The organism is Nonomuraea soli (assembly GCF_013761175.1).
Classification (GTDB): domain Bacteria; phylum Actinomycetota; class Actinomycetes; order Streptosporangiales; family Streptosporangiaceae; genus Nonomuraea; species Nonomuraea soli.
Genome location: NZ_JACDUR010000005.1, coordinates 96,970 through 122,162 on the forward strand (window position 1 = coordinate 96,970; position 25,193 = coordinate 122,162).

Annotated in this window: 24 protein-coding genes; 7 read left to right on the forward strand and 17 right to left on the reverse strand. The window is 71.5% G+C overall.

Annotation, left to right across the window (positions count from 1 at the left end; all coding sequences use genetic code 11):
- Positions 1-148: 148 nt before the first annotated feature.
- From HNR30_RS24040 to HNR30_RS24080, 9 genes are all read right to left on the reverse strand, one after another.
- Positions 149-1,747 carry a P-loop NTPase family protein gene (locus HNR30_RS24040; protein WP_181612300.1) on the reverse strand — a complete coding sequence of 533 codons (1,599 nt, stop codon included), beginning with the start codon at positions 1,745-1,747 and terminating at the stop codon, positions 149-151.
- Positions 1,744-3,801: a GTPase gene (locus HNR30_RS24045; RefSeq protein WP_312894595.1), complete on the reverse strand. Its 2,058-nt coding sequence runs from the start codon at positions 3,799-3,801 to the stop codon at positions 1,744-1,746. Before HNR30_RS24045 ends, HNR30_RS24040 begins: the two co-directional genes overlap by 4 nt.
- Positions 3,798-5,030 carry a uroporphyrinogen-III C-methyltransferase gene (gene cobA / locus HNR30_RS24050; RefSeq protein WP_181613016.1) on the reverse strand — a complete coding sequence of 411 codons (1,233 nt, stop codon included), beginning with the start codon at positions 5,028-5,030 and terminating at the stop codon, positions 3,798-3,800. The genes HNR30_RS24045 and cobA overlap by 4 nt, the downstream gene beginning before the upstream one ends.
- A 73-nt stretch (positions 5,031-5,103) precedes the next feature.
- A complete protein-coding gene (gene speB / locus HNR30_RS24055) occupies positions 5,104-6,117 on the reverse strand; it encodes an agmatinase (protein ID WP_181612301.1) in 1,014 nt (337 codons plus the stop codon).
- The gene (locus tag HNR30_RS24060; RefSeq protein WP_312894596.1) at positions 6,114-6,563 is read right to left on the reverse strand and encodes a nitroreductase family deazaflavin-dependent oxidoreductase; all 450 of its coding nucleotides are present in this window, start codon (positions 6,561-6,563) and stop codon (positions 6,114-6,116) included. Before HNR30_RS24060 ends, speB begins: the two co-directional genes overlap by 4 nt.
- A 10-nt stretch (positions 6,564-6,573) precedes the next feature.
- The gene (cobT, locus tag HNR30_RS24065; RefSeq protein ID WP_181612302.1) at positions 6,574-7,641 is read right to left on the reverse strand and encodes a nicotinate-nucleotide--dimethylbenzimidazole phosphoribosyltransferase; all 1,068 of its coding nucleotides are present in this window, start codon (positions 7,639-7,641) and stop codon (positions 6,574-6,576) included.
- Positions 7,625-8,431: a sirohydrochlorin chelatase gene (locus tag HNR30_RS24070; protein WP_181612303.1), complete on the reverse strand. Its 807-nt coding sequence runs from the start codon at positions 8,429-8,431 to the stop codon at positions 7,625-7,627. The genes cobT and HNR30_RS24070 overlap by 17 nt, the downstream gene beginning before the upstream one ends.
- A 50-nt stretch (positions 8,432-8,481) precedes the next feature.
- Positions 8,482-9,654 carry a bifunctional cobalt-precorrin-7 (C(5))-methyltransferase/cobalt-precorrin-6B (C(15))-methyltransferase gene (locus HNR30_RS49430; RefSeq protein WP_312894597.1) on the reverse strand — a complete coding sequence of 391 codons (1,173 nt, stop codon included), beginning with the start codon at positions 9,652-9,654 and terminating at the stop codon, positions 8,482-8,484.
- Entirely contained in the window at positions 9,651-10,688 is a 1,038-nt protein-coding gene (locus HNR30_RS24080; protein ID WP_181612304.1) for a GNAT family N-acetyltransferase, read from the reverse strand. Before HNR30_RS24080 ends, HNR30_RS49430 begins: the two co-directional genes overlap by 4 nt.
- 150 nt (positions 10,689-10,838) lie before the next feature.
- Here HNR30_RS24080 and HNR30_RS24085 point away from each other — a divergent pair, with 150 nt between their 5' ends.
- Entirely contained in the window at positions 10,839-11,846 is a 1,008-nt protein-coding gene (locus HNR30_RS24085; protein WP_181612305.1) for a baeRF2 domain-containing protein, read from the forward strand.
- Here the strand turns inward: HNR30_RS24085 and HNR30_RS24090 are convergent.
- From HNR30_RS24090 to HNR30_RS24100, 3 genes are read right to left on the reverse strand one after another with little or no spacing between them, the layout of a single operon-like run.
- Positions 11,836-12,447 (reverse strand): LutC/YkgG family protein, encoded by a 612-nt coding sequence (locus HNR30_RS24090; protein WP_181612306.1) that lies wholly within the window; start codon positions 12,445-12,447, stop codon positions 11,836-11,838. The genes HNR30_RS24085 and HNR30_RS24090 overlap by 11 nt on opposite strands.
- Positions 12,444-13,823, reverse strand: a complete 1,380-nt coding sequence (locus HNR30_RS24095; RefSeq protein WP_181612307.1) for a lactate utilization protein B — start codon at positions 13,821-13,823, stop codon at positions 12,444-12,446. Before HNR30_RS24095 ends, HNR30_RS24090 begins: the two co-directional genes overlap by 4 nt.
- On the reverse strand, positions 13,820-14,521 hold the full coding sequence (locus HNR30_RS24100; RefSeq protein WP_181612308.1) for a (Fe-S)-binding protein: 702 nt from the start codon (positions 14,519-14,521) through the stop codon (positions 13,820-13,822). Before HNR30_RS24100 ends, HNR30_RS24095 begins: the two co-directional genes overlap by 4 nt.
- 40 nt (positions 14,522-14,561) lie before the next feature.
- Here HNR30_RS24100 and HNR30_RS24105 point away from each other — a divergent pair, with 40 nt between their 5' ends.
- Positions 14,562-15,257, forward strand: a complete 696-nt coding sequence (locus HNR30_RS24105; RefSeq protein ID WP_181612309.1) for a FadR/GntR family transcriptional regulator — start codon at positions 14,562-14,564, stop codon at positions 15,255-15,257.
- Here HNR30_RS24105 and HNR30_RS24110 read toward each other — a convergent pair.
- Complete coding sequence (locus HNR30_RS24110) at positions 15,254-16,630, reverse strand: sulfatase family protein (RefSeq protein ID WP_246379136.1); 1,377 nt, start codon at positions 16,628-16,630, stop codon at positions 15,254-15,256. The two genes, HNR30_RS24105 and HNR30_RS24110, sit on opposite strands and share 4 nt — an antisense overlap.
- Before the next feature lie 127 nt (positions 16,631-16,757).
- Between HNR30_RS24110 and HNR30_RS24115 the strand changes: the two genes are divergently transcribed.
- Positions 16,758-17,759, forward strand: coding sequence for an LLM class F420-dependent oxidoreductase (locus HNR30_RS24115; RefSeq protein ID WP_181612311.1), 1,002 nt, complete (start codon positions 16,758-16,760; stop codon positions 17,757-17,759).
- 16 nt (positions 17,760-17,775) lie between these two features.
- Here HNR30_RS24115 and HNR30_RS24120 read toward each other — a convergent pair whose 3' ends face one another.
- On the reverse strand, positions 17,776-18,723 hold the full coding sequence (locus HNR30_RS24120) for a helix-turn-helix transcriptional regulator (RefSeq protein WP_181612312.1): 948 nt from the start codon (positions 18,721-18,723) through the stop codon (positions 17,776-17,778).
- 95 nt (positions 18,724-18,818) lie between these two features.
- On the opposite strand from HNR30_RS24120, the gene HNR30_RS24125 reads away from it, so the two are divergent.
- The gene (locus HNR30_RS24125) at positions 18,819-19,745 is read left to right on the forward strand and encodes an alpha/beta fold hydrolase (protein WP_181612313.1); all 927 of its coding nucleotides are present in this window, start codon (positions 18,819-18,821) and stop codon (positions 19,743-19,745) included.
- An 8-nt stretch (positions 19,746-19,753) separates the two neighbouring features.
- On the opposite strand, the gene HNR30_RS24130 is transcribed toward HNR30_RS24125, so the two are convergent.
- Positions 19,754-21,673 carry an FtsX-like permease family protein gene (locus HNR30_RS24130; RefSeq protein ID WP_312894599.1) on the reverse strand — a complete coding sequence of 640 codons (1,920 nt, stop codon included), beginning with the start codon at positions 21,671-21,673 and terminating at the stop codon, positions 19,754-19,756.
- Positions 21,670-22,380 (reverse strand): ABC transporter ATP-binding protein, encoded by a 711-nt coding sequence (locus tag HNR30_RS24135; RefSeq protein ID WP_181612314.1) that lies wholly within the window; start codon positions 22,378-22,380, stop codon positions 21,670-21,672. Before HNR30_RS24135 ends, HNR30_RS24130 begins: the two co-directional genes overlap by 4 nt.
- Positions 22,381-22,471: 91 nt before the next feature.
- Between HNR30_RS24135 and HNR30_RS24140 the strand changes: the two genes are divergently transcribed.
- Both HNR30_RS24140 and HNR30_RS24145 read left to right on the forward strand, forming a co-directional pair.
- The gene (locus tag HNR30_RS24140) at positions 22,472-23,113 is read left to right on the forward strand and encodes a response regulator (RefSeq protein WP_312894601.1); all 642 of its coding nucleotides are present in this window, start codon (positions 22,472-22,474) and stop codon (positions 23,111-23,113) included.
- A 69-nt stretch (positions 23,114-23,182) separates the two neighbouring features.
- Positions 23,183-23,821 (forward strand): DUF4328 domain-containing protein, encoded by a 639-nt coding sequence (locus HNR30_RS24145; RefSeq protein ID WP_181612315.1) that lies wholly within the window; start codon positions 23,183-23,185, stop codon positions 23,819-23,821.
- Here the strand turns inward: HNR30_RS24145 and HNR30_RS24150 are convergent.
- Entirely contained in the window at positions 23,808-24,230 is a 423-nt protein-coding gene (locus HNR30_RS24150; protein ID WP_312894602.1) for a lamin tail domain-containing protein, read from the reverse strand. The genes HNR30_RS24145 and HNR30_RS24150 overlap by 14 nt on opposite strands.
- 127 nt (positions 24,231-24,357) lie before the next feature.
- Here HNR30_RS24150 and HNR30_RS24155 point away from each other — a divergent pair, with 127 nt between their 5' ends.
- A complete protein-coding gene (locus tag HNR30_RS24155; protein ID WP_181612317.1) occupies positions 24,358-25,191 on the forward strand; it encodes an SDR family oxidoreductase in 834 nt (277 codons plus the stop codon).
- The last annotated feature ends 2 nt before the right edge of the window (positions 25,192-25,193 follow it).

A 25,193-nucleotide genomic window follows, 5' to 3' on the forward strand; every position in this document is an offset into this window, starting at 1 on the left:
GGCCGGGGCACAGGGGGCCGGGGCACAGGGGGCCGGGGCACAGGGGGCCGGGGCACAGGGGGCCGGGGCACAGGGGGCCGGGGCACAGGGGGCCGGGGCACAGGGGGCCGGGCCGCACTCGACCGGGCGCGGAAGGCCAGGGCGCGGGCTAGCGGCGCAGGGTGTGCATGGCCTGCGCGAACTCGTGGTGCCTGGCGAGCTCCCGCTCCACCGGCTCCACGACCATCCCCTCGGCCACCATCCCCACGCGGCGCCGCATCTCCAGCTCCAGCCGCTCCCTCTCCTTCGACGCCCCGAGGACGACGAAGTTGCGGGCCGCCACCGACGACAGTGCCCCCAGCCCGAGGACGCTGGCCATGGCGATGCCGACCCACGGCAGGGAGGCGGGGTCCTCGACCAGGGAGATCCCGGTCGGGATGCCCGTCAGGGAGGCCACGATCCAGATGAAGCCCAGCAGGAACGCCGCCACCAGCAGGTACTGCCACACCTGGACGGCTCTCCACCACCCGGGCACGAAGCCGAGGCGCGGGGCCACTTCCTCCAGCTCCTCCGAGAGCGCCTGCGGCAGCTGCCCCGACCGCGAACGGGCGGCGTGCTGCACGGCGGCCTTCCATGACGGCTGCATGTCCACCGACAGCCCGTCGGCCAGCGCCTGCACGGCGTTCTCGACCTCGGCCGGCTGGGCCGTCACGGCGCCGTCGGCCAGGCCCTGGATCTCTTCGCGCAGGTCGTCGAGGCGCAGGGCCTTCAGGGGGTCGGGACGCAGGGCCGACACGAGGCGGGTGACGGGCCAGCCGACGTACGCGGCCGACCTTTCGGCGTGGACGTTCTCCAGGGCCTCGCCCACCGCCGGGACGCCGACGGCGTCGCACAGCGCGTCGGTGAGCCCGACGCGGCGGGCCGCGTCGACGGAGGCGGGCGCCTCGCCGGGCGGGTCGAGGCGGCGCACGAGGCGGTCCAGGTCGGATTCGAGGCGCTGTACGGCGGCGCGGCGCCGGGTGACGGCGTCGGCCAGAACACTCTTGAGCGAGTCGATGCCGCGCCCGGTCACCGCGGAGGTGGTCACGACGGTCGGCTGCGAGACGCCTTCGCGGCGCAGCAGGTCGTTGAGGTCGATGACCAGTTCGGCCAGTTCCTCGGGGGCGAGCTTGTCGACCTGGTTGAGGGCGAAGACGGTGCCCGAGTCGTGGCCGGCGAGCTCGGCGACGTAGCGGCGGTGGGTGGCCGCGTCGGCGTACTTCTGCGGGTCGAGCACCCACACCACCAGGTCGGCGAGCCCGATGAGCCGGTCGGCCTCTGGGTCGGTCAGTGCCCTGATCGAGTCGTGGTCGGGCAGGTCCAGCAGGATCAGCCCGTGCAGCTGGGACTCGCCCTTGTCGAGGGCCGAGGAGCGGGAGAAGCGGTGGCGCCACTGGATCTGCAGCCAGTCGAGCAGCGGCGCGGCCCCTTCCAGCCCCCACACGCAGGCGTGGGTGCGGGCGGTGGTGGGACGGCGGACGCCGGTGGGCGACAGCTCCAGCCCCGACACCGCGTTGAACAGGGACGACTTGCCCGATCCCGTGCCGCCCGCGAGCGCGACCACGGTGTGGTCGGAGGAGAGCTTCAGCCGGTCACCGGCACGCAGCAGCAGCGTGCCGGCGTCGGAGAGGATCTTCTTGTCGAGCCGTCCAGGACCCAGCTCGACCACCTTGGACAGGGCCGCGAGCCGGGGCACCAAAGCCCCGCGGGTCGCCAAAGGGGTCGTCATCGCGCCACCTCGAGGTTGTACGTGGCCTGGTAGAGGCGCGCGGCGGCGGACTCGTCGGGGATCCCGGCGGAGTCGAGCACCTTCACGTACCTCATGGCCTCCTCGTCGAACAACATGCTGATGCGCGCGCGCAGGTCACTGAGTGACTTCAGCGAGATGCCGCGCAGCGACTCGGCGCCGAGCAGGGCCTTGACCAGGCGCTGCGGCACTCCGTCGGTCTGGCCGCCGAACAGTCCGACCATGAAGATCAGCGACAGGGCGTCGGCGTCGAAGGAGACGACCTTGGAGACCGAGCGCTTGGCCACGCCCTCGGTCCTGATCAGCTCCATCACGTGCTCCTGCCAGGCGCTGACCGCCCGGTTGGTGCGCCGGACCAGGTCTTCCGAGGGCCGCTCCAGCCCGGTCACGAGCGTCGAGCCGAGCTCGGAGCGCCGCCGCCACCTGGCCGCGACCTCCTCCGACGCCTTCGACGCGGCCGAGACGATGAGCGACTCCAGCCCGATGCGCAGCGCCGCCTTGAACGCCATCAGGCGCTCGGGCAGCTGCTTGGGCGGACGCCCGCGCAACTGCACGGTACGCAGCAGATCGCCGGAGCCCGCGAAGTCCTGCCAGCGTGCCAGGACCTCGCCGCGCAGCAGGGAGCCGTTGCGCGCCGACTCCTCGATGCGGGTGACGGCCCCCATGTAGGCGGCCTCGACGTCGGTGCGCAGCTCCCCTCGGAAGGCCACATGGCCTTCCATGTGGCGGGCCAGCTCGGGGATGCGGGTACGGAAGCTGTCGAGCACGCCGTTGAGCGTCTGCCGTACGGCCTGCGCCCGCCGTTCGCCGTCGACCGACAGCTCGGCCAGCCACAGCCTCAGGTCGGTCATCTCGCTGTCGGGCAGCCGCCCGTCGGAGACCTTCGACTCCTCCACGACGAACCGCTCCACGTCGCCCAGGCCGTATTCGGTGAGCATGCGGACGAAGTGCTTCAGCACCGTGTCGCGCGAGCGGGGCTGCACACGGGAGAGCACGATCGCCAGCCGTACGCCTCGCTCGCGAGCCAGCCTCAGCAGCTGCCAGGCGGGCGCGTCGGCGTAGCGGGTGGCGGTGGTGACGAAGATCCACAGGTCGGCGGCGTCCATCATGCGGTGCGCGATCTCGTGGTGCTCCTCGACGACCGAGTCGATGTCGGGGGTGTCGAGCAGGGCGACTCCCTGCGGGAGCTTCTCCGTCGCGGTGAGCACGATGCTGTCGGGCCCGGCCTCGACGGACGGCTTGTCGAGGCGCTTGAGCCCGCCGAGCAGGTCGCCCTCGGCGAACCACGGCAGGTCACCCGGGTGGCAGGCGAGCACGGGGGTGCCGGTCGTCGGGCGGCGTACGCCCGTGCGGCTGATGTTCTTCTCGGCGAGGGTGTTGACGAGGGTGGACTTGCCGGCGCCGGTGGATCCGGCGACCACGATCATGGCGGGGGCGGTGCTCACCTTGACGCGAGGGAGCACGTAGTCCTCGAGCTGGGCCAGCAGCTCGGCCCGCGCCTTCCTGGCCTCTTCCGCGCCGGGAAGGTCGAGGCCGAAGCGCAGGTCGCTGACGCTCTCGCGCAGCTGGCCCAGGGCAGCGGTCAGCTGCTGGACGGCCTCGTCGGGCAACTGAGCCTCGGCCGCCGCAGGTACGGCATCAGCGGCATGGGCGACGTCGGCGGCACTTACGACATCGGCGTCGGCGTCGGGCTCGGCGGCGGAGGGCACGGCCTCGTCCAACACCTGGGGCTCGTCAGAGAACTCCTCCGAGGAGTCGCCGGAAGGCTCGTCCGAAGGCTCGGCATCGCCGGAGGAATCGCCCAAGCCCTCGTCGACGTCCCCCGCATCCGCCTCCTCGGCATCGGGCGCGCCGGATGACGCCCCCTCCCCCACGGCAGCCTCGTCCCCCGGTTCGTCACGTTCCGAACCGTTCTCCTCGACCTCGCCGTCCGCCCCGTCGGCGACGGCGCGGATGTTCAGGGTCTGCTCCCCGGGCGACTCCGGGTGCTCGTTGTCCATGGCGGCGCCACCCGTCCTGTCGGCAGCGGTGTTCACGTCACCCGCTCCGCTCGAACCATTCCGACCTCCTGGCCGACCCTGACGACATCGCCGACGACGATGATCGCCGGCGGCCGAATGCCAGCAGCTGACACGCGGTCGGCCACGGTGGATAGCGAGGCGATTAGCTCCCGCTGGGTGGGAAGAGTACCGTCCTGTACCACCATTACGGGAGTTTCCGGCGAACGTCCTTCTCGAATTAGCGCCTCAGCGATCTTCCCGATGCGTTCGACGGCCATCATGAGCACCAGGGTGCCCTCGGTTCGCCCGAGTGCGGGCCAGTCGACGGTGGAGCGCGGGTCGCCGGGCGGGACGTGCACGGAGATCACGTGGAACTCCTGCGAGACCCCGCGATGCGTGACGGGAACCCCGGCGGAAGCGGGGGCGGCCACGGCGCTGGTGATGCCCGGGACGACCACGACGGGCACGCCGGCTTCGGCGCAGGCGATGGCCTCTTCGCCGCCGCGTCCGAAGACGAACGGGTCGCCGCCCTTGAGCCTGACGACGAACTTCCCGGCCAGGGCCCGGTCGACGAGGATGGCGTTGATCTCCTCCTGCGGCAGCGAGCGGCCGTAGGGGACCTTGGCGGCGTCGATGAGCTCGACGTCGGGCGCGAGTTCGTCGAGGAGTGCCCGCGGCGCGAGCCGGTCGGCGACGACGACGTCCGCCTGGGCGAGGAGCTGGCGCCCGCGCACGGTGATGAGGCCGGGGTCGCCGGGTCCGCCGCCGACGAGGGCGACGCCGACGGGCTTGGTACGGCTGCGCCTGGCGTCGACGGTGCCGTCGCGGAGCGCTCCCACGATCGCGTCGCGGATGCCGGCGGCCCTGCGCGGGTCGCCTCCGGCGGTGACGGCGACGCTGATCTCGTCGACCCGTCCGGAGGCGGGTGTCCAGGCGGCCGCGGCGTCCTTGTCGTCGGCGCGCACACACCAGACGCGTTCGGCCTCGGCTTCGGCGGCGACGGCCGCGTTGACGTCGCGGACGTCGGTGCAGGCCTGCACGAGCCAGGCGCCCGCGCAGTCTCCGTGCTGGTAGGGGCGGGCGTGCCAGGTGATGCGCCCGGCCTCGATGAGATCGTCGAGCGCGGGGGTGACCTCTGGGGACACCAGCGTCACCTGGGCGCCGGCCTCGATGAGGGCGGGCACGCGCCGCTGGGCCACGCGGCCGCCGCCCACGACGAGCACCTTGCGGCCGGAAAGCCGCAGGCCGAGGAGGTAGGGGCCCATGTCGGCGGATCTCCCGTTCACGAAGAATGGTGTGTTAAGAGGCAAACTTACCGGGTCATTTGCCTCAAATGTGTTAACGGTCGTCAAGCAGCGGCTGGCGCGGATCCCACCGCGTGCCACCAGCAAGATCCTTACGCCGCCGGGCCATCGCCGAGAGCGCTTCGAGAACCACGCGATTGCCGAGCATGGCGGTGATGTCGGCATGGTCGTACGGCGGAGCCACCTCCACCACCTCCATCCCCGCCAGCGGAAGTTCGTAACAAATCCGCCGGACCGAATCCAGCAATTGGCGCGCGGTCAGCCCGCCCGGTTCCGGGGTGCCGGTGCCGGGTGCGTGGCCGGGATCGCAGACGTCGATGTCGACAGAAAGGAAAATCTGGTCGCATTCGTCCAGCGCGATCGCGAACGCCTCCGTCAGGCATTCCTCCAGGCCCCGGTGGACGATCTCGGTCATCTCGTAGGAGCGCATGCGCTGCCCGGCCATCCATTCCAGCGTCTCCGGCTCAGGCCAGTAGCCGCGCAGGCCGATCTGCAGAAACCTGTCTCCCCTGATGGCGCCCGACTCGATCAGGCGGCGCATCGGCTGGCCGTGCCCGTGCAGGTGACCGAAGGCGATGTCGCCGGTGTCGGCGTGGGCGTCGAAATGGATCATCGAGGTGCGGCCCGGCTCGTGGGCGCGTGCCGTACCCCTGGCGTCGGGCAGCGCGACGGTGTGGTCACCGCCCAGGATCAGGGGCACGGCGCCGGTGACCGCGATGCGGTGCACGGCGTCCTCGATCGCGGCCAGCGAGCCGTCGACGTCGCCGGAGTAGCACTCCACGTCGCCCGCGTCGAGGACGCGCAGGTCCTTGAGGCCGTCGACGCGCAGGGCCAGGCTCGGGCGCGAGCCGTCGTGCGGCAGGTAGCAGGCCTGGCGCAGCGCCATCGGGCCGAACCTGGCGCCGGGCCGGTGGGAGGTGCCGCCGTCGAAGGGCGCCCCGATGATCACCACGTCGGCGCCGGCGAAGCTCGCCGGGTCGTTGACGTCGCACCGCTCGACGCCCAGGAAGGTGAGGTCGGGGCCGTACATGGGCCCGTACCTGGTCACTTCACCACCAGCTTCACGAACGGCAGCGCCAGGCCCGCCCGCCGGTAACCCTCGGGGGTGCCGTCGGCCTCGACGCCGATCATCCTCATCAGCCAGCGCGCGACCGTCGGGTGCTTGGCCGCGTAGTCGCGCATGATCTCGGCGCCCTCCTCCGGAGGCAGCGGCACGGCCAGGGCGGGCATCACCTTCCAGCCCACCTGGATCGCCACGTCAGGGTTTTCTGTGATGTTCCTGTACCACTGGGACCCGGCGCCGAAGCCGGAGCAGACCGTGTAGGAGCCGAGGTCGCGGTCCCTCTCGACGACCTCGATCACCGCGTGCCTGGTCAGGCCCGACACCCGGCCGGTGTGGCCGAGCATCAGGAACCGGGGGCCGAGCAGCGGACCGAGGCCGATCTTGTAGAGATGGATCGGCAGGCGGAACAGAACCCTGCTGAGGATCTTCACCCGCCCATCATCACATGGGCTTTTCCGACACTCCCGCCGAGTCGAACGTGGCGACCTCGTGCATCACCCGTACGGCCGCGCAGACCAGCGGGTGGGCGAGCAGCGCGCCGGTGCCCTCGCCCAGGCGCAGCTCCAGATCGACCAGCGGGCGCAGGCCCAGATGGCGCAGGGCGGCGGCGTGGCCGGGCTCGGCGGAGCGGTGCCCTGCCACGCAGTGGTCGATGGAGGCGGGCGCCAGGGCCTGGGCGGTCAGCGCCGCGGCTCCGGCGATCACGCCGTCGAGGATCACCGGCACCCTGGCCTCGGCGGCGGCCAGGACGAAGCCGGCGATGGCCGCGTGCTCGAAGCCGCCGACCGCGGCCAGCACCCGCAGGGGTTCCGTGCCCGGCTCGATGCCGTTGACCGACAGCGCCCGCCGTACGACGGCGACCTTGCGCGCGTGCGTCTCGTCGTCGATGCCGGTGCCGCGCCCGGTCACCTCGGCGGGGTCCAGGCCGGTGAAGGCCGAGATGAGGGCGGCGGAAGCGGTGGTGTTGGCGATGCCCATGTCGCCGGTGATCAGGCAGCGGGCGCCGGAGTCGATGAGCGTTCTGGCCACGGAGATGCCCGCTTCGAGGGCGGCGACGGCGTCGCCGGCGCTCATGGCGGGGCCGATGGACAGGTCGGCGGTGCCGTACCCGATCTTGCGCACGACGAGCCCGGGACCGGCGGGCAGGTCGGCGGCGACCCCCACGTCGACGACCGTGACGGAGGCCCCCACCTGGGCGGCGAAGGCGTTGGCCACCGCGCCTCCGGCGAGGAAGTTGGCCACCATCTGGACGGTGACCTCCTGCGGCCAGGGCGAGACGCCCTGGGCGTGCACGCCGTGGTCGGCGGCGAAGATCGCCAGCGCGGCCGGGGCGGGCATCGCGGGCGGGCAGACCCCGCCGGAGCCCGCGAGCCGTACCGCGACCTCCTCAAGGGCGCCGAGCGAGCCCGCGGGCTTGGTCAGCCGGGCCTGGTGGGCCAGCGCGTCGGCGACCGCGGACGCCGACGCGGGCCCGATGCCGGCGACAACCCGCTCAAGCTCCGAAGACAAGGGCTTCCTCGTAACGCTCGATCACCACGTCGGCCAGGGCCTCGCAGTCGCCGATGACCTCGGCGCAGCGGATGTCGAGTTCGGGGTGGCCGGCGCCGTACGCCAGGGCCTGCGCCCAGACCCGCTCCAGCATGCCGCCCGCGAACAGGAGGTACGGCAGGACGATCACGCGGCGGGCGCCCAGGCGGCGGCAGCGCTCCAGGCCGCCGGGCACGCCGGGAGGCGTGAGGGAGACGAACGCCGTCTCGACGGTCATGTAGTCGTAGCCGTGCGTCTCCCAGAACAGCCGCGAGACGCGGTGCACCTCGGCGTTGGCCGCCGGGTCGGTGGAGCCCTCGCCGACCAGCACGATCGCGGTCTCGGCGGCCGAGATGGGCTCGTCCTCGTCGTCGGTGACGAGCCTGAGCGGCCCGGTCGGGGCCAGGTCGGCGACGGCCTCGTCGAGCCGTTCCGCCAGCAGAGCGAGCACGCGGGGGTCGGGACCCAGGGGGCGTCCGGTGTCGTACATGAGCGTGGGGTGCCTCTCCTGCTCGAGCGCCATCGCCGCGGGGAACTCGTCGGGGGCCCTGTTGAGACTCAACGGCAGCGCCACGAGCCGGTGGTGGCCGCGCGCGACCAGGTTGGCGACGGAGTCGCTCAGCCGGGGGTTGGCCTGCTTGAGGTAACCGCCGGAGACCTCGGCGGCGGTCTGGTCGAGTCGGCAACGGAGGCGGTGGACGAAGCGGCCGAATTCCGCGGAACCGGCATCGTCGTGCGAGCCCTGCCCGATGAGCAGCAGCGGCGGCTTCATGTCGCGGGTTCACCTCGGGGGAAGAAAGCGGGACACGCGACAATAACAGGTCACGCCGGGTGAGCGGGCACCCCGTGGATGACGAAGACGGCACTCGACGGGGCCAGACCATGGCGCCCATCAGGCAGAACGCTCACCTGGGAGGCCTGGATGCACACTCCTTCCGCGCGGTAGCCGTGCTCGCGCATCCGGTCGTAGACGGCGGGCACCTGTTCGAGGGCCTTGACCGTGCACACCAGCGAGCGCGGCCGGCGCCCGGCGCACACGGCGACCACGTCGGGCCCGCCTCCACCGACGAAGACCGCGTCGGGGTCGGGCAGCGGTTCCAGCGCGGGCGGCGCCTGGCCCCTGGTCAGCGCCACCTTCACGCCGTGCTCCAGCACGCGGCGCCGCAGCCTGGCGCACGACTGCTCGTCGCGCTCGACCGCGATGACCGCCGCCCCGAGCCTGGCGCAGTCGACGGCGACCTCGCCGGTGCCGGCGCCGACGTCCCAGACCAGGTCGCCGAGGCGGGGCCCGAGCTTGGCGACCACGAAGGCGCGTACCTCGGCGGGCAGGTCGTCGCCGGTGAGCGCCCACTCCCGCGGCCCTGGTCGCAGGCCGCCGACCCAGCTGCGCTCGTGCGGGCGGTGCAGCGGGTCGAGCACCAGCACCACGTCGGGGTCCTTCCACGGCCGGGTGGTGGCCTCGCCCATGCGGCTGTGGCTGACCCGCTCGTCAGGTCCGCCCAGGTCCTCGCAGACGATCAGCGCGCGCGGCGTCGTCGGCGCCAGCTCGCGGGCGATCTCGCCGGGGCCGACGCCGGGCGTGCACAACACGCCGACCTTGTGGTGGGCGCGGCAGGCGTTGACGACGCGGTTGAGGTCGTGCGGGCCGGAGGGCGCGACGATCAGGGCGTCGTCCCAGTTCAGCCCGGCGCAGGCGAACGCGCGGGCGGGCAGCGACACCGCGGGCACGACCTGCGGCGTGATGCCGTGGCCGCGCAGCTCGCGCACCACGCCGAAGAAGCCGGGGTCACCCCCGGCCAGCACCACCGCGTCGCCCTCGCCGTGCTCCAGGTGCTCGTCGAGGGCCCGCAGCAGGTCGTCGTACGGCACGGCGTCCTTGTAGGGCACCCGCCGCGCGAGCGCCTCGGGCGCCACGACCAGCGCGGCCCGCCTCAGCAGATCGTGCGCCTTGGGTGACAGTTCGGACCCGTCCCAGCCGACAACCGCGATAGTCACGCCTCCAGAGTGACATCCGCCGCCGTCAGGCTGTAGACCACAGCGTCGTATCCCGCCAGGACCTTGCGCGCCACTCCCTCGCGCACGTATCCGGCCTTCTCCGCGACCCGCTGGGAGCCGGAGTTGTGCGCCACGGCGCGCAGGGTGATCCGGTGGAAGCCCTGCTCCAGCAGCAGCCAGCGGCTGACGGCGACCAGCGCCTCCAGGGCGTAGCCCCGGCCGCGGTGGCCCGGCACCGTGTTGTAGGCCACCTCGGCCACGCGGTGGAACCAGTCGACCGCGTCGAAGGAGACGGTGCCGACGAGCTCGTCGGTGGCCACGGCCCAGTCGATCCCGCCCCCGCGCAGGCGCTTGCGCTCGACGGTCTCCAGCGCCAGCGCCCTGGCGGCGGTCTCGTCCTCGATCCGCAGCCCGGTGTTGGCCAGGGTCAGCTCGTCCTGCGCGAGGGCCAGGAGCGCGGGCACGTCGGCCTCGGTGTAGCGGCGCAGCACCAGCCGCTCGGTGCGCATCTCGGTGAAGGGCAGCACCGGCGAGGGGTCGAAGCCCTCGCCCCTGACGAGGCTGAACAGCACCCTGTCGCCCTCGTCGTCGTAGCGGCGGAGCATGCCCTCCCAGGTGAAGCCCGACTTCTGCGCCACCCAGAGCGAGGCGATGTTGCCCGGTGCCGAGGTCAGCTCGATCCGGTTGATGGCGGTGTGCTCGAACACCCACGCGCACAGGGCGCGCACCGCCTCGGTCATGTAGCCGCGCCCGCGGTGGCCGGGGTGCGTGCCGTACCCGATCTCGGTCCTGCCCGCGTCGAGATCGGTCTTGAACAGGCTGGTGGCCCCCACGATCCGGCCGTCGAGGTCGGTGATGGCCACGTCGGTCGACTCCTGGATCCAGGGGCCGACGGCGTCCGGGTCGGCGGGGAGCGAGGGCGGCAGGAACGGCAGGCTCTCGGCCAGGATCGCGCGGATCTGCTCCTCGTCGCCCGCCAGGAAGCGGCGCAGGACCAGGCGCTCCGTTGTGATCTCGAAGTCATGTCCGAACATCTACGCATCCTCCTATATCGGACGGGTAGGGGCGAGTCCATGGAACGTGGAAGCGACAAGCACGGTCCGCGCCCGGATGAACAGCGGAAACACGTGACGGAGAGTCCGGTGCGCGGCGAGGAGCGGGTGGAAAGGCGGGGGTGGTGAGCCGTGCGGCTGGACTTCATCCGCCCCCTCTACGAAAGGCAGGAACCCTACGCCTCGGTCTACCTGGCCGGACTGAGCGGCCTTGAGCGGCTGCGGCGGTGGCGCTCGCTCAGCGGTGAGCTGGCCGACGCCGACCCGCGCGCCGTGGAGGTGCTGGAGAAGGCCGTCGCCGACACCGGCAGGGCACGGGCGTTGTTCGCCTGCGGTGACGAACTCGTCATGGCCGAGACCCTGCCCAGGGCGGCCGAGCAGGCACGGTGGGCCCCGCTGCCGCATGTGACGCCGATGCTGCGCGAGCGCGGCGAGAACGTGCCCCACCTGCGGGTCATCGTGGATCACGCCGGCGCCGAGCTGACCGTCTTCGGCGGCGGCTCGCCCCGTCGCAGCACGGCCGAGGCCGCTTCGTGGCCGCTGCAGAAGACCGCCCAGGGCGGCTGGTCTCAGCGCCACTACGAGCGCGGCGTGGAGGAGGCGTGGGAACGCAACGCCACCTCGGCGGCACGCGGCGTGGACGAGCAGGTGCGCAGGATCGGCGCCGAGCTGGTGATCGTGGCGGGCGAGCCGCGTTCGCGCTCGATGCTCTGCGACCACCTCGGCACCAAGGCCTCCGACCGGGTACTCATGGTCGAGCACGGCAGCCGGCGCGACCACGGCGGCTTCGAACGCGACGCCGAGACGGCGCTCGACTCCTGGCTGGAGCGGCGGCGCTCCGAGCTGATCGGCAGATACCGCCAGAGTGCCGGGCCGACCGGCTTCGAGGAGGTCGCCCACGTGCTGCGCGAGGGGCGCGCCGAGGCCGTGCTGCTGCCGGGCGAGCTGTCCGAGAGCGTGTGGGTCGGACCCGGCGGCACCCAGCTCGCGCGCACCCCCGACGAGCTGCGGCGCTGGGGCGTGGAGTCGTCGTCGGCCGACCGCGCCGACTCCGCGCTGGCGCGTGCCGCGGCGATGACCGACGCCGAGTTCTGGTTCTGCGACGAGCTGGACCAGGTCGCCGCCCTGCTCAGGTACTGATGACGACTTCGAGGGTCCGCGGCCCGTGGACCCCCTCGACCCGGTTCAGCTCGATGTCGCTGGTGGCGGAAGGGCCGCTGATCCACGTGGTCGGCCCGGACGGATCGAGCCTGGACAGGGCCTCGGGGACCGAGGCGGCGATCTGGTCGGCCCGCACCACGCACAGGTGGTAGTCGGGCACCAGGGTGAGCGCCCTGCGCCCCTGGGCCGCGTCGAGCACGATCGTGCCGGTCTCGGCGACGGCGACCGCGCACCCGGTCACCACGCCGTCGAGCGCGTCGAGCTCCCGCACCCCGAGCCGCTCTTCGCCGCTCTCGACGGTCAGGGCGAGCGCCGTCCGGCCGAGAGCGGCGCGCCAGCCCGCGGGCAGGCTGCCGGACGCGACCAGCCGCCTGCCCGCGGCCAGCTCGGCCAGCCTGGCCTCCAGCTCCGCCCCGGGCACGACGTGCACGACGGCCCGGTAGTCGGCCACCCGCTCGGCGAACAGCTCGACGACGCCCTCGCGGGGCGCGCTCCTGCGGTAGTCGCGCACGATCTCCACCGCGGGGGCGTCCGCGACAGCTTTCCTGATGCGGGCGAGGATCTCCTGCTTGGCGTTCACTGGCTCTCCCACCAGTCTCGGAAGGACTGCTCGGGGATCTCCGGCAGGTCTCTGGTGTCGGTCCAGGCGCTCATGGGGCCGGGCAGGCGCCTGGGTGCCAGTCCGCGGAAGCGGATGGCCAGCCGTTGCGCCCTGGCCAGCCGTACCGGCTTGTCAAGCACCCAGCCGGCGACCTTCATGCCGGCGCGCTCCGCCCGCTTGTGCGGGACCTTGGCCCGCAGGTCGACCAGGACCTCCGGGATGTCGATGGCCACCGGGCAGACCTCGTAGCAGGCGCCGCAGAGCGACGAGGCGTACGGCAGCGAGGCGTCGAGCTCGGTCTCGACCCCGCGCAGTTGCGGGGTGAGGATGGCGCCGATCGGTCCGGGATAGACCGAGCCGTAGGCGTGGCCGCCCGCCCGCTCGTAGACCGGGCAGACGTTCAGGCACGCCGAGCAGCGGATGCAGCGCAGCGCCTGGCGGCCCACCTCGTCGGCGAGCACGTTCGTGCGGCCGTTGTCGAGCAGGACCAGGTGGAAGGCCTGGCCGTCGGTGGAGCCCGTCCAGGTGGAGGTGTAGGGGTTCATGCGCTCGCCCGTCGAGCTCCTGGGCAGCAGCTGGAGGAAGACCTCCAGGTCCTGCCAGGTGGGCAGCAGCTTCTCGATGCCGACCACGCTGATCAGGGTCTCGGGCAGGGTCAGGCACATGCGCCCGTTGCCCTCCGATTCGAGCACGACGAGCGTGCCCGTCTCGGCGATCATGAAGTTGGCGCCGGAGACGGCGACCTTGGCCCGCAAAAACCGTTCGCGCAGGTGCAGTCTGGCCGCCTCGGCCAGCGCCTTCGGCTCGTCGGTCAGGTCCTTGGGGGCGTCGGGCATCTCGCGCAGGAAGATCTCGCGGATCTCGGCGCGGTTGCGGTGGATCGCCGGGACCAGGATGTGGCTGGGGAAGTCGTCGCCGAGCTGGACGATCAGCTCGGCCAGGTCCGTCTCGTAGGCCGTGATGCCCTGCTCGGCCAGGTGCTCGTTGAGCCCGATCTCCTGGGTGGCCATCGACTTGACCTTGACCACCTCGTTCTCGCCGGTGGCCTGGACCAGCTCGGTGACGATGCGGTTGGCCTCGGCGGCGTCCCTGGCCCAGTGGACGGTGCCGCCCGCGGCGGTGACGGCCTCCTCCAGCTGGAGCAGGTAGGTGTCGAGGTGGGCGAGGGTGTGGTCCTTGATGGCCTTGCCCGCGGCGCGCAGTTCCTGCCAGTCGGGCAGCTCGGCGACCACGGCGCCGCGTTTGCCCCTGATGGTGCGGGTGGCCTTCCTGAGGTTGAACCGCAACTGCGAGTCCTGTACAGCTTTCGCGGCATTTTTCGGGAAGTCGCCGGGCATGCCGAGGAACGTGCTCATCTGGCCGCCTCCGTCGAGGCGAGGATCTCGGCGAGATGCATGACCCTGACTCCTGACCTCTGCCTCCTGAGGGTGCCGCCGATGTGCATCAGGCAGGAGTTGTCGGCGGCGCACAACACCTCCGCGCCGGTGTCGAGCACGTTGCGGACCTTGTCGGAGCACATGGCCGCCGAGATCGCCGGGTTCTTCACGCTGAAGGTCCCTCCGAAGCCGCAGCACTCCTCCGCGCCGCCCAGCGGGACCAGCTCCAGGCCGCGCACCTTCGACAGGAGCCTGGCCGGCTTGTCGCCGAGCTTGAGTCCCCTGAGCGAGTGGCAGGTTGGGTGGTAGGTCACCCGGTGCGGGAAGTAGGCGCCCACGTCCTCGACCTCCAGGACGTCGAGCAGGAACTCCGACAGGTCGTACACCCGGGGCACCGGCTCGTCGATCAGCCTGGGGTACTGCTCGCGCACCATGGCCGCGCACGAGCCGCTGGGCGCCACGACCGCCTCGTGGCCGGAGAAGACCTCGGTGAAGTGCCGGGCGAGCCGGGCGCCCTGCTCCTTGTAGCCGGTGTTGACGTGCATCTGGCCGCAGCACGTCTGGGCCTTCGGGAACTCCACCTCGCAGCCCAGCCTGCGCAGCAGCGACACCACCGCCCGGCCGGTGTCCGGGAACAGCGTGTCGTTCACGCATGTGATGAAGAGGGCGACCCGCACGACTTCCCCTTATGGTCTGACCACAGTATGGTCTGACCATATGGCAGGCAACTGGGCACCCGTCAAGCGCACCCGCACCTTCGAGGAGGTGCTCGCGAGGATCGAGCAGCGCATCGTCGAGGACGGGCTGCGCGTCGGCGACCGGCTGCCCGGCGAACGGCAGCTCGCCGAGCAGTTGCAGGTGGGCCGCTCCTCGGTGCGCGAGGCCCTGCGCGTGCTGGAGACGCTCGGGGTCGTCTCGTCCTCGGCCGGGCGCGGGCCCGACGCCGGCGCGGTGCTCACCTCACGTCCCGGCACCGCCCTGACCGACCTGCTCCGCCTCCATCTCGGCCTGGCCGGGCTGGAGCTGTCGGAGATCATCGAAACGCGGCTGATGATCGAGCGGTTCGCCGCCTCGCGCGCCGCCGCCCTGCGCGCCGACACCTCCGCGCTCGACCTGGCGTTGGCCGCCATGGACGCCGCCCGCGACGCCGCCGAGTTCGTCGAGCACGACATCGCCTTCCACTGCGCCATCGCCGACGCCTCGGGCAACCGGCTCATCGGCGTCATCATGCGCTCGATCCGCGACTCCGTCAGGCCGCACGCCGTGGCCGCCGTGGAGCGGCTCGGGGTCGGCTCGGCCAGGCTGCGCGCCGAGCACCAGCTCATCCGCGACGCCATCGCCTCAGGAGACGCGGCCGCCGCGGCGACCGCTGTGAGCGAACACCTGGCCCACACCTACGACCTGGAGCTCTAGCGCCTGGCGTCGGCCACCCGGCAGCTCGCGCCCGAGCAGGTGCGCATGCCCTCCAGGAGGTACTCCAGGCGGAACAACAACGTCGGGCTGGCCGTCGCCGCCAGGTTGCGCAACTGGTGCGGGTCGTCCACCAGGTCGTAGAGCTGCGACTCCCCCGTGGCGTAGCGCACGTAGGTGTAGCGGTCGGTGCGCAGCGCGTTGTACGGAGGCACCGGCGTCTGCTTGGCCGAGAGCCTGCTGGTCGGCCGGTGGAACTCCACCAGCACGTTGCGGCGCCACCCGTCGGGCCGCTGCCCGCGCAGGAACGGCACCAGCGAGCGTCCCTCGACGAAGGACGGCGCCCGCGCGCCGCCGAGCTCGGCGATGGTCGGGCCCAGGTCGATGGTCCCGCACAGGTCGGTGTTGACCTCGCCGGCCTTCACCCCCGGACCGCGCACCACCATGGGCACCCGGATGGCTTCCTCGAACGGGGTGGTCTTGCCCTGCTTGAGCCGGTGGGTGCCAAGGTGGAAGCCGTTGTCCGAGGCGAAGATCACGTAGGTGTCGTCGAGCTTGCCCGCCTTGTCGAGCGCGTCGATCACCGAGCCGACGAGGTCGTCGACGCCGAGCATGGAGCGCAGCCTGGCGCGGTAGCGGTCGTCGATGCGGTCGATCCCGACGTCCTTGATCTTCGGCAGGGAGCGCAGCCAGCGCGGTTCCGCCTTGACGTCGTCCTGGTTGAACGACTTGGTGCGCGGGGCCTTGGCGTCGGCGAAGGCGTTGCTGTGGCGCAGCGCCGGATTGGCCGGGTTGTGCGGGCCGGTCGGCGCCAGGTAGAGGAAGAAGGGGTCGTCGGAGGCGGCGACGAACTCGCCCGCCTTGGTCGCGAGCACGTCGGACAGGTAGTCGGTCTCGGCCCAGCCGTAGTCGACGAGCTTGCCGGTGGAGTTGAGCGTGTAACCGTACTCCTCGTAGAGGTTGCGGACCGGCACCTCCCAGCGGTCCCAGCCGGGCGGCACGTAGGTGGCCGCCGTCGTGCCGCCCGGGTAGTGGTTGAGGTACTTGCCCATGAGGGCGGTGCGGTATCCGGCGTCCTTCATCCAGGTGCCGACCGTGGAACGATCCAGGTTGAGCTGGTAGAAGCGGTCGAACCCGCCTTCGGGGGCCGTGTTGGTCAGCACGCCGTGGCTGTGCACGTACTGGGAGCGCAGGATCGAGGAGCGGGAGGGGCAGCACCAGGAGTTGGTGACGAAGGTGCGGTCGAAGGACATGCCCTGCCGTACGAGGTGCTGGGAGATCTTCGGGAAAAGCGCCAGATTTCCCGCCTCGAGGTCATCGGCGAGAATCAGCACGATATTCGGGCGTTTGGCACGTTCCATTCCCATGGCCGTCATCGGTTCAGCTGCCACAACCAGCAACAACAGGACACATACGACGCGGTACAGACCCTTCAGCACAGAGGTCACCTTGCCCTGAAGATCGTGCATTGACACCCGGCTCCGGATAATAGAACTTGTTCTAATGAAACTCGGTCTCAATCTCGGCTACTGGCAGCGCTCCGCGGACGACGCCACCGAGACCGTGCGACTGGCCGAGCGGCTCGGCTACGACTCGGTGTGGACCGCCGAGGCCTACGGCAGCGACGCCTTCACCCCGCTGGCCTGGTACGGCGCACGCACCAGCCGCATCAAGCTGGGCACCTCGGTGGCGCAGATCTCCGCCCGCACGCCCGTCGCCACCGCCATGACCGCGATGACCCTGGATCATCTCACCGGGGGCCGCCTGATGCTCGGCATCGGCGCGTCCGGCCCCCAGGTCGTCGAGGGCTGGTACGGCCAGCGCTTCGCCCAGCCGCTGGCCAGGACCCGTGAATACGTCGACATCATGCGCAAGGTGTGGCGGCGCGAGGAGCCGGTCACCAACGACGGCAGGCACTACCCCCTGCCGCTGCCCGACAGCATCGGCAAGCCGTTGAAGTCGATCACCCATCCGCTGCGCGCCGACATCCCGCTCTACCTCGGCGCCGAGGGCCCCAAGAACGTCGCGCTCTCCGCCGAGATCGCCGACGGCTGGCTGCCGCTGTTCGCCTTCCCCTCGAAGATCCGGGAGATGTACGGCGAGGCGCTGTCGGGAGCCCACGCCGACTTCGACATCGCCGCCATGGTGATGGTGATCATCAACGACGACGTGAAGCAGGCGCTGAACGCCGTCAAGATGATGCTCACCCTCTACATCGGCGGCATGGGCGCCAAGCAGCGCAACTTCCACGCCGACATCATCGGCCGCATGGGCTTCGCCGACGCGGCCGAGCACATCCAGGCGCTGTACCTGTCGGGCAAGAAGGACGAGGCCTTCCACGCCATCCCCGACGAGCTGGCCGACGGCATCTCGCTGGTGGGACCGGCCGGGCGCATCAAGGAGCGCCTGGAGGCCTGGCGGGCCAGCCCGGTGACGAGCCTGCTGGTCATGGGTCCGCGCGACGAGCAGTCACTGACGACCGTGCGGGACCTGGTGCTGGGCTAGAGGGAGGAGGCCGCACTCAGCCGTACCGCTCGGCGAGCGCGTGGCCGATCGCGGCCAGGTGGTCTCGCACTCCGGGAGGGCCGGTCACCTCGAGCCATTCGACCAGCCCGGCGAGCTCGCCGGCGAGCGCGTACTCGTTGTGGCCTCGGATCACGATCTCGACGCGGCCGTCGGCCGCGGCCCCTCGCACCCGGAGCCGGTCGCCGAGCATCATCCTGAGCCGGCCCATCCCCCGGGGCGCGCACACCGCCTGGATCTCGAGCGGCGTCCGCCTGCGGTCGATCTCGTCGGCGATCTCGCGCCAGCTCGCGGCCAGGTCGAAGTCCTCCGGACGGTGCGCGGGATCGCCGGTCGGCTCGGCGGACGACACGCGGTCGATCCGGAAGGTCCGCCGGCCCGCGTCGGTGGCGGCGACGAGGTACCACGACGGGCCCTTGGCGACGATGCCCAGCGGGTGGACGGTTCTCTCGGTCCCGGCGCCTTCGCGGTCGACGTAGCCGAGCCGTACCTGGACGCCGCGGATCACCGCGTCCTGGAGTTCGTCGAGGAAGGGAGGCGGCCGGCGCTCGACCCGGTTCGCCCCCCACCGTTGCGGATCCACGACCAGCGACGACGCCGCGGCCTCCGCCTGCACCCGGAAGGGCTCCGGCAGGGCCTGGACGAGCTTGCGCAGGGCCGCCTTCACGGCCGGCGTGGCGGCCGACGCCTGGCCGGCGACCAGGAACAGGGCGCGGGCCTCGCTCGCGGTCAACCCGGACAGGTCGGTACGGGCACCGCCCACGAGCCGCCAGCCGCCGCTTCTGCCCTGCATGGAGTAGACGGGCACCCCGGCCATGGCCAGGGCGTCGAGGTCGCGGCGGGCGGTGCGCTCGGAGACCTCCAGCTCCCTGGCCACCTCGGCCGCCGTCACGTGCTGGCGCCGTTGCAGCAGGAGGAGGACGGCCACCAGCCGATCGGTTCGCATGCGGGCAACGCTTCCAGATAAACCGGTCATGAGGTGACCGGTTCTGGTCGGCACGATGGCGGCGCCAATGGTCGCCGTCTTCTGGAGGAAATGTGATGTTCAGTCCGACCCTTGTCCCGGTCAACGGCGTGAAGCTCGAAGTCTTCGAAGCCGGACGGCAGAACGCGGGCAAGCCCGTGGTGCTCTGCCACGGCTGGCCGGAGCACGCCTTCTCCTGGCGTCATCAGGTGCCCGCCCTGGTCGAGGCGGGCTACCACGTCATCGTGCCGAACCAGCGGGGTTACGGGAACTCCTCCCGCCCGGCCGAGGTCACGGATTACGACATCGAACACCTGTCGGGTGATCTCGTCGCGCTTCTCGATCACTACGGGTACGAGAAGGCCACCTTCGTCGGGCACGACTGGGGGGCGACCGTCGTGTGGGGACTGACCCTGCTGCATCCGGACCGGGTCGACAAGGTGATCAACCTGAGCGTGCCGTACCCCGATCGCGGGGAGAAGCCGTGGGTCGAGTTCATCGAGGACCTGCTGGGCACCGACTTCTACTACGTCCACTTCAACCGGCATCCGGGCGTCGCCGACGCCGTGCTGGAGGAGAACCCGGCCCGGTTCCTGCGCAACATGTTCCGGAAGAACGTGCCTGCCGCGGAGCCCGAGCCGGGTGTGGCGTTGCTCAACCTCGCCAGGGCGCAGACGCCGCCCGGCGAGCCCATCCTGAGCGACGGCGAACTGGCCGTTTACGTCTCCGCCTTCGAGACGTCAGGATTCACGGGCGGAATCAACTGGTACAGGAACGCCGACCGCAACTGGCACCTGCTGGCCGATGTGGATCCCGTCGTCCGGCAGCCCGCCCTCATGATCTACGCCGAGCGGGACGTGGTCCCGAGGGCTGAACGGCTGACGGACTTCGTTCCCAACGTGGACGTGGTCAGCCTGGACTGCGGTCATTGGATCCAGCAGGAGAAGCCGGAGGAGACGAACCAGGCGATTCTCACGTGGCTGGGCCGGCACACGGCCGACTAACGCCCGCGCTAGTCGGGACGCGGCGCCGGGTTCAGGGTCACCGAGCGCAGCAGCGGCCTGCTGAGCGCGCCCGCGGCCATGACCCCGGCGAAGCCGACCGCCACGCAGGTCAGCAGCGTCACCAGCCCTCTGACGTTCATCCCGGCGAACATGAACGGCATCGCGCAGAACATGCCGATCGCGATCGAGCCGCCACCCATGATCACCAGCGGGATCAGCGTCTCCGAGCGCCTGGCCCGGTCGAGCACCTCCAGGGGTGTGCCGGCCAGGCGCAGCAGCGCGTACGTCTGCCGCCTGTCGAGCACCGACGACGCCGCGGTGATGCCCGCGCTGGTGATCGCCACCAGGAACGACACGGCGAGCACGACGATCGTGCCGGTGGCGATGTCGGTCAGCAGCTGGCCGTCGACCATGCCGTCGTCGTTCTCGGTCGAGGCCGAGCGGCCGGGCGACAGGCCCGCCAGCGCGGTGCGCGCCCGGTCGAGGTTCTCCTGGCTCACGCCGGTGCCCAGCGCCACGATCAGGGTGTCCTTCCTCCGCTCCACGGTGGCCTTCACCTTCGCCTCGGCCAGCCGGTCGCGCGCCTCGGTCACCGAGACGTTCCCCGACAGCCTCAGCTGATGGGCGTCGCGGGTGCCGAGCAGGTCGGCGCTGGGGCTGAGCAGGCCGAGGAAGCCGGCGACGAACCCGGTCAGCGCCACCCCGCTCACCGTGCGCCAGGCGGCGCGCGGATCGTCGACCAGGCGGCGTCCCGCCAGGAGCTGGTGCGCGCGGCGTGCCCTCTTGGCGGTGATGCGCCCGATGAGGCCCACCACCCACGGGCCGGCCAGGTTGATCGCCAGGAAGGCCAGCCCGAGCACGATCACGATCACCGTGACGCTCGTCGCGCGGCTCACCATCGGCACCATCACCAGCGCCGCGATCAGGGCGATCACCCGCACGAACCGCATCGCCGGCGGCGTCTCCCGCTTGGCCACGCCCAGCGGGCTGACCACCACCCGCCGCAGGCCCACCACCGCCGACAGGCCCACGAGCAAAGGTACGGCCAGCAGGACCAGGCCCATCACCCAGAGCGGCGGCAGCAGATCGGTGACGAACCAGGCTCCGCCCTGCATCGGGATGCGGCTGAGCAAGGGCGAGGCCAGGCCGTACAGAAGTGTGCCGGCCACGGCCCCCGCGAACGCGACCATCACCGCCTCGGCCACCGTCATGCCCGCCACCTGGCCGGGGGTCGCGCCGATCAGCCGCAGCGAGGCCAGGCGCCGGTCGCGCCGCGCGACCGTCAGCCTGGCCGCCGCGCCGCCGAACACCAGCAGCGGGACGACCATCAGCACGCTGCCGATGAGGGCGAGCATCTGGTAGGCGATCGCGTCGTCCGTCGGCTCGCCGGCGAAGCTCGCGATCCTGGTCGGGGAGGCCGAGCCGTAGTCGCGCTTCACCTTGAACGCCGGGTCGCCCGGCTCCAGGCCGACCACCGCGACCAGCTCGGACGGCAGGACCAGGGCCTGCTCTCCGAGTTCACCACCCACCTGGCCGAACCTGGCGGCGAGCTGCTCCTCCGGCAGCTCGCCCGCCAGGTCCTTCAGCGCCGGGGAGAGCCAGGTCGTGCCCGGCCCGGGGAAGGCCGGCAGCCCGGGAGGCGCGGGGGCGCCTGGCTTGAGCGCGGCCAGCTCGACCACGAGGATCGGGGTGTCGCGCACGTAGTCCCAGCGGGTCGCCTGGATCGCCACCGCGTCGCCCTCGGCGGCGACGGGGTTGCGCCAGGCGCCGTGCTCGGCCCGCGCGTCGAAGGCCAGGTTGGCGCTCACCGCGAACAGCAGCAGCGCGGTGGAGATCACGACCGCGCCGAAGGTGAGCCAGGTGCCGAGCATGCCCTGCCGGCCGCCGCCGCGCAGCAGCCGCCAGGTGAGGGAGAGGGTCGCGCTCACGCGTGACCTCCGGCGGGCAGGACCGTCGTGTAGGCCGTCGCCTGCTGGGCGGTCAGGCGGCCGTCGCGCACCTCGACCGTGCGATCGCACCAGGAGGCCACGTTCGGGTCGTGGGTGACCACCACCAGGCACGCCTCGTTGTGTTTCGTCGCCTCCACCAGCAGCCGCATCGTCTCCTGGCCCGTCGTCTGGTCCAGCGCGCCCGTCGGCTCGTCGGCGAAGACCACCGCGGGCCTGCTGACCAGCGCCCTGGCGATCGCCACCCGCTGCGCCTGGCCGCCCGACAGCTCGCCGGGGCGGCGCGTCTCCATGCCCTGCAGGCCGAGCGGCGCGAACCACTCCCGCGCCTGCCGTACCGCCTGGGTCCTGGTCACGCCGCCGAGCATCAGCGGCAGCGCCACGTTCTCCTCGGCGGGCAGCTCCGGGAGCAGCTGGCCGAACTGGAAGACGAAGCCGAACCTGGTGCGGCGCAGCTCGCTGCGGCGGCGCTCGCCGAGGTTGTCGACGCGGTGGCCCATCAGGTGCACCTCGCCCTCGTCCGGCTTCATGATGCCCGCCAGGCAGTGCAGCAGGGTGGACTTGCCGGAGCCGCTCGGCCCCATGATCGCCACCGCTTCTTCCTGGCGGATGGTGATGTCCACCCCGGCCAGGGCCGTCGTGTGACCGAAATGCTTGGTCAGGAAGTGTCCGGACAGTACGTCGCTCATGGCATGAGAGCCTGCCGCCGCGGGCTGTCGCGCCGGATCGGTCGGGCGGCCGGTACGGCATCGGCCGAACGGCTGATCTTAAGCTGGGGGCGTGATCCGTGTGCTCATCGCCGACGACCAAGAGCTCGTCAGAACCGGCTTCCAGATGATCCTCGACGCCCAGCCGGACATGGAGGTCGTCTCCGCCGTCTCCGACGGCGCCGCCGCCGTGGCCGAGGCCAGGAGGCTGCGTCCTGACGTCTGCCTGCTCGACATCCGCATGCCCAAGCTCGACGGCCTGGAGGTCACCCGCCTGCTGGCCGGCCCCGGCGTCACCGACCCTCTGCGGGTGGTCATCGTCACCACCTTCGACCTCGACGAATACGTCTACGGCGCGCTGCGTTCCGGCGCCACCGGCTTCCTGCTGAAGGACAGCGGCCCGACGCTGCTGCTGGAGGCCATCCGCGCCGCCGCGCACGGCGACGCCCTCGTCTCCCCCTCCGTCACCGTGCGCCTGCTGCAGCACCTGGCGCAGCCCGCCGCGCCCAAGCCTCTCGACGAGCCGCTGACCGACCGCGAGCTGGACGTCGTACGGCTGATCGCGCGCGGCAGGACGAACCAGGAAGTGGCCGCCGAACTGTTCGTTTCCCTTTCGACGGTTAAGACCCACCTTGGGAGCATCTTCACGAAGCTGGGTGCCAGAAATCGGGTGGAAATCGCAGCTTGGGCATGGGAATCCGGCGTGGTGAACTGATTAACAACGGGCTTGGCGGGATAGAAGTGAATCAGCACCTCGGCGCATGGAGCGGGGGGAGAAAGATTCGTGCGCTTCACCATCCGGGCCCTTTATGTGACCCTCGCCGCGCAGGTCGTCGCGCTTACCGCGCTCGTCGTCTTCGAGGAGACGCGCGGCAGCCGGCTCGCCACCCAGATCGCCACCATCAACGGCGACCACTCCAGCACGGCCGCGCAGGCCGTCGTCGGTGACGTGACCGCCTTCGCGGTGCTCATCATGCTGCTGGTCGTCACCTTCCTCGGCGCGGCCTCGGCCTACCTGACCTGGCTGGTGCGCGCCCGCCAGGCCAATGACCGCGCGGCCGCCACCGCTCCCGTCCTCGCGGGCTGGTTCGTCCCCGTGGTCAACCTGGCGGCCCCGCTCGTGCTCGTCGACGACGTGTGGAAGAACTCCCGCCCGCCGTACGACCGGCGGACGCGGTGGCTGTTCCTGATCGCCGCGTGGTGGCTGGCCTTCCTCACGGCGGCGGCCTCGATCTTCCTGCGCCTGTCGGACCCGTCGGCGGACACGCTCACGGGGCTCGGGATCCGCGAGCTGGCGCTGGTGTGCGTGGCGGCCCTGCTGTGCGCGATGTCGGCCCGCGAGATCGTCCGCATCCAGACCTCACCGAGCCGCACCCGGCTCGTGAACGGCTCGCGGGCCCACGAGGCGGTCAGCAGCTCTTGAAGGACCTGTACCTGGAGTTGTAGGAGCAGCTGTCCTGCAGCTTTCCCGTCTCGTCGCGGAGGTAGGCGGTGTCGCTCGTCTGGTTCCAGACGTAGGAGTACGTGCCCTCGCCGCCTCGGCCCCAGTAGAGGGTGCCGGCGGTGTCCTTGCCGCGGCCCGTCCGCACGGTCACCGTCTTGCCGGGCTTGAGGGTGAAGCCGGTGAAGGTGTACGTGTGGCCGTACCCCTTGGTCTTGTCGTGGAGCGTCCAGTCGTCGAGTGCGACCTTCTCGCGGCTGACGTTCTTGATCTGGACGTACTCACCGTTCAGGCTCCTCTGGCTGCCGCTGTCAGGGGAGCCGGGAGAGTTGTAGTAGATCTTGGTGATCCTGATGGCCGGGCCTGCCGCTTGAGCAGGGTGAGAAACCACGGTCAAAGCCACCATTAAGGCCATCGACAGACGAACGATCATGGAACGCTCCAGTTTCGGGGGGATAAGAGATCATAAACGACCCCCGTGGCCGCGTGGCCATCGTCGGGCGGGGCACACTCCTCACATGACGATCGCGATCACGGGTGCCACCGGTCGCCTGGGAGGCAGGGTGGCGGCGCGGCTGGCGGCGGCGGGGGTCGCGCAGACCATGCTGGTCCGTGACCCGGCCAGGGCGCCGTGCCTGCCCGGGGCCACGGTGGCGCGGGCGGCGTTCGGGGAACGGGAGGAGGTCCGGCGGGCGCTGAGCGGCCACGACGTCGTGCTGATGGTGTCGGCCTCCGAGGCGCCCGACCGGCTGGAGCAGCACCTGGCCTTCGTCGACGCGGCGGCCGCGGCGGGCGTCGGGCACCTGGTCTACGTCTCGTTCTACGGCGCCTCGCCCGCGGCCACGTTCACCCTGGCCCGCGACCACTGGGCCACCGAGGAGCACATCAGGGCCGCCGGCCTGCCCTTCACCTTCCTGCGCGACAACCTGTACGCCGACTTCGTCCCGTTCATGGTGGGCGACGACGGGGTGATCCGCGGCCCCGCGGGCCAGGGGCGGGTGGCGATGGTCGCGCAGGACGACATCGCGGACGCCGCGGTGGCGGTGTTGCGGGATCCCGGCGCGCACGCGGGTAGGACCCACGACCTGACGGGGCCGCGGGCGCTGAGTTTCGGCGAGGTCGCCGAGACGATGACGCGGGTGCTGGGCAGGAAGGTCGCCTACCACGCGGAGAGCGTCGAGGAGGCCTACGCCTCCCGTGAGAGGTACGGCGCGCCGCGGTGGCAGGTCGACGCGTGGGTGTCGACCTACACCGCGGTCGCCGCCGGCGAGATGGAGGGTGTCAGCCAGGCCGTGCCCGAGTTGACGGGCCACCCGGCCAGGACGCTGGAAGAGGTGCTCGCGGCCTCGTAGCG

What these genes read in the sequence shown, in the direction of transcription:
- HNR30_RS24040 (WP_181612300.1), bottom strand. Translation starts at nt 1,747, where the DNA reads ATGACGACCCCTTTGGCGACCCGCGGGGCTTTGGTGCCCCGGCTCGCG.
- cobA (WP_181613016.1), bottom strand. Translation starts at nt 5,030, where the DNA reads ATGGGCCCCTACCTCCTCGGCCTGCGGCTTTCCGGCCGCAAGGTGCTC.
- HNR30_RS24070 (WP_181612303.1), bottom strand. Translation starts at nt 8,431, where the DNA reads ATGAAGCCGCCGCTGCTGCTCATCGGGCAGGGCTCGCACGACGATGCC.
- HNR30_RS24080 (WP_181612304.1), bottom strand. Translation starts at nt 10,688, where the DNA reads ATGTTCGGACATGACTTCGAGATCACAACGGAGCGCCTGGTCCTGCGC.
- HNR30_RS24095 (WP_181612307.1), bottom strand. Translation starts at nt 13,823, where the DNA reads ATGAGCACGTTCCTCGGCATGCCCGGCGACTTCCCGAAAAATGCCGCG.
- HNR30_RS24105 (WP_181612309.1), top strand. Translation starts at nt 14,562, where the DNA reads ATGGCAGGCAACTGGGCACCCGTCAAGCGCACCCGCACCTTCGAGGAG.
- HNR30_RS24110 (WP_246379136.1), bottom strand. Translation starts at nt 16,630, where the DNA reads ATGACGGCCATGGGAATGGAACGTGCCAAACGCCCGAATATCGTGCTG.
- HNR30_RS24115 (WP_181612311.1), top strand. Translation starts at nt 16,758, where the DNA reads ATGAAACTCGGTCTCAATCTCGGCTACTGGCAGCGCTCCGCGGACGAC.
- HNR30_RS24120 (WP_181612312.1), bottom strand. Translation starts at nt 18,723, where the DNA reads ATGCGAACCGATCGGCTGGTGGCCGTCCTCCTCCTGCTGCAACGGCGC.
- HNR30_RS24125 (WP_181612313.1), top strand. Translation starts at nt 18,819, where the DNA reads ATGTTCAGTCCGACCCTTGTCCCGGTCAACGGCGTGAAGCTCGAAGTC.
- HNR30_RS24135 (WP_181612314.1), bottom strand. Translation starts at nt 22,380, where the DNA reads ATGAGCGACGTACTGTCCGGACACTTCCTGACCAAGCATTTCGGTCAC.
- HNR30_RS24155 (WP_181612317.1), top strand. Translation starts at nt 24,358, where the DNA reads ATGACGATCGCGATCACGGGTGCCACCGGTCGCCTGGGAGGCAGGGTG.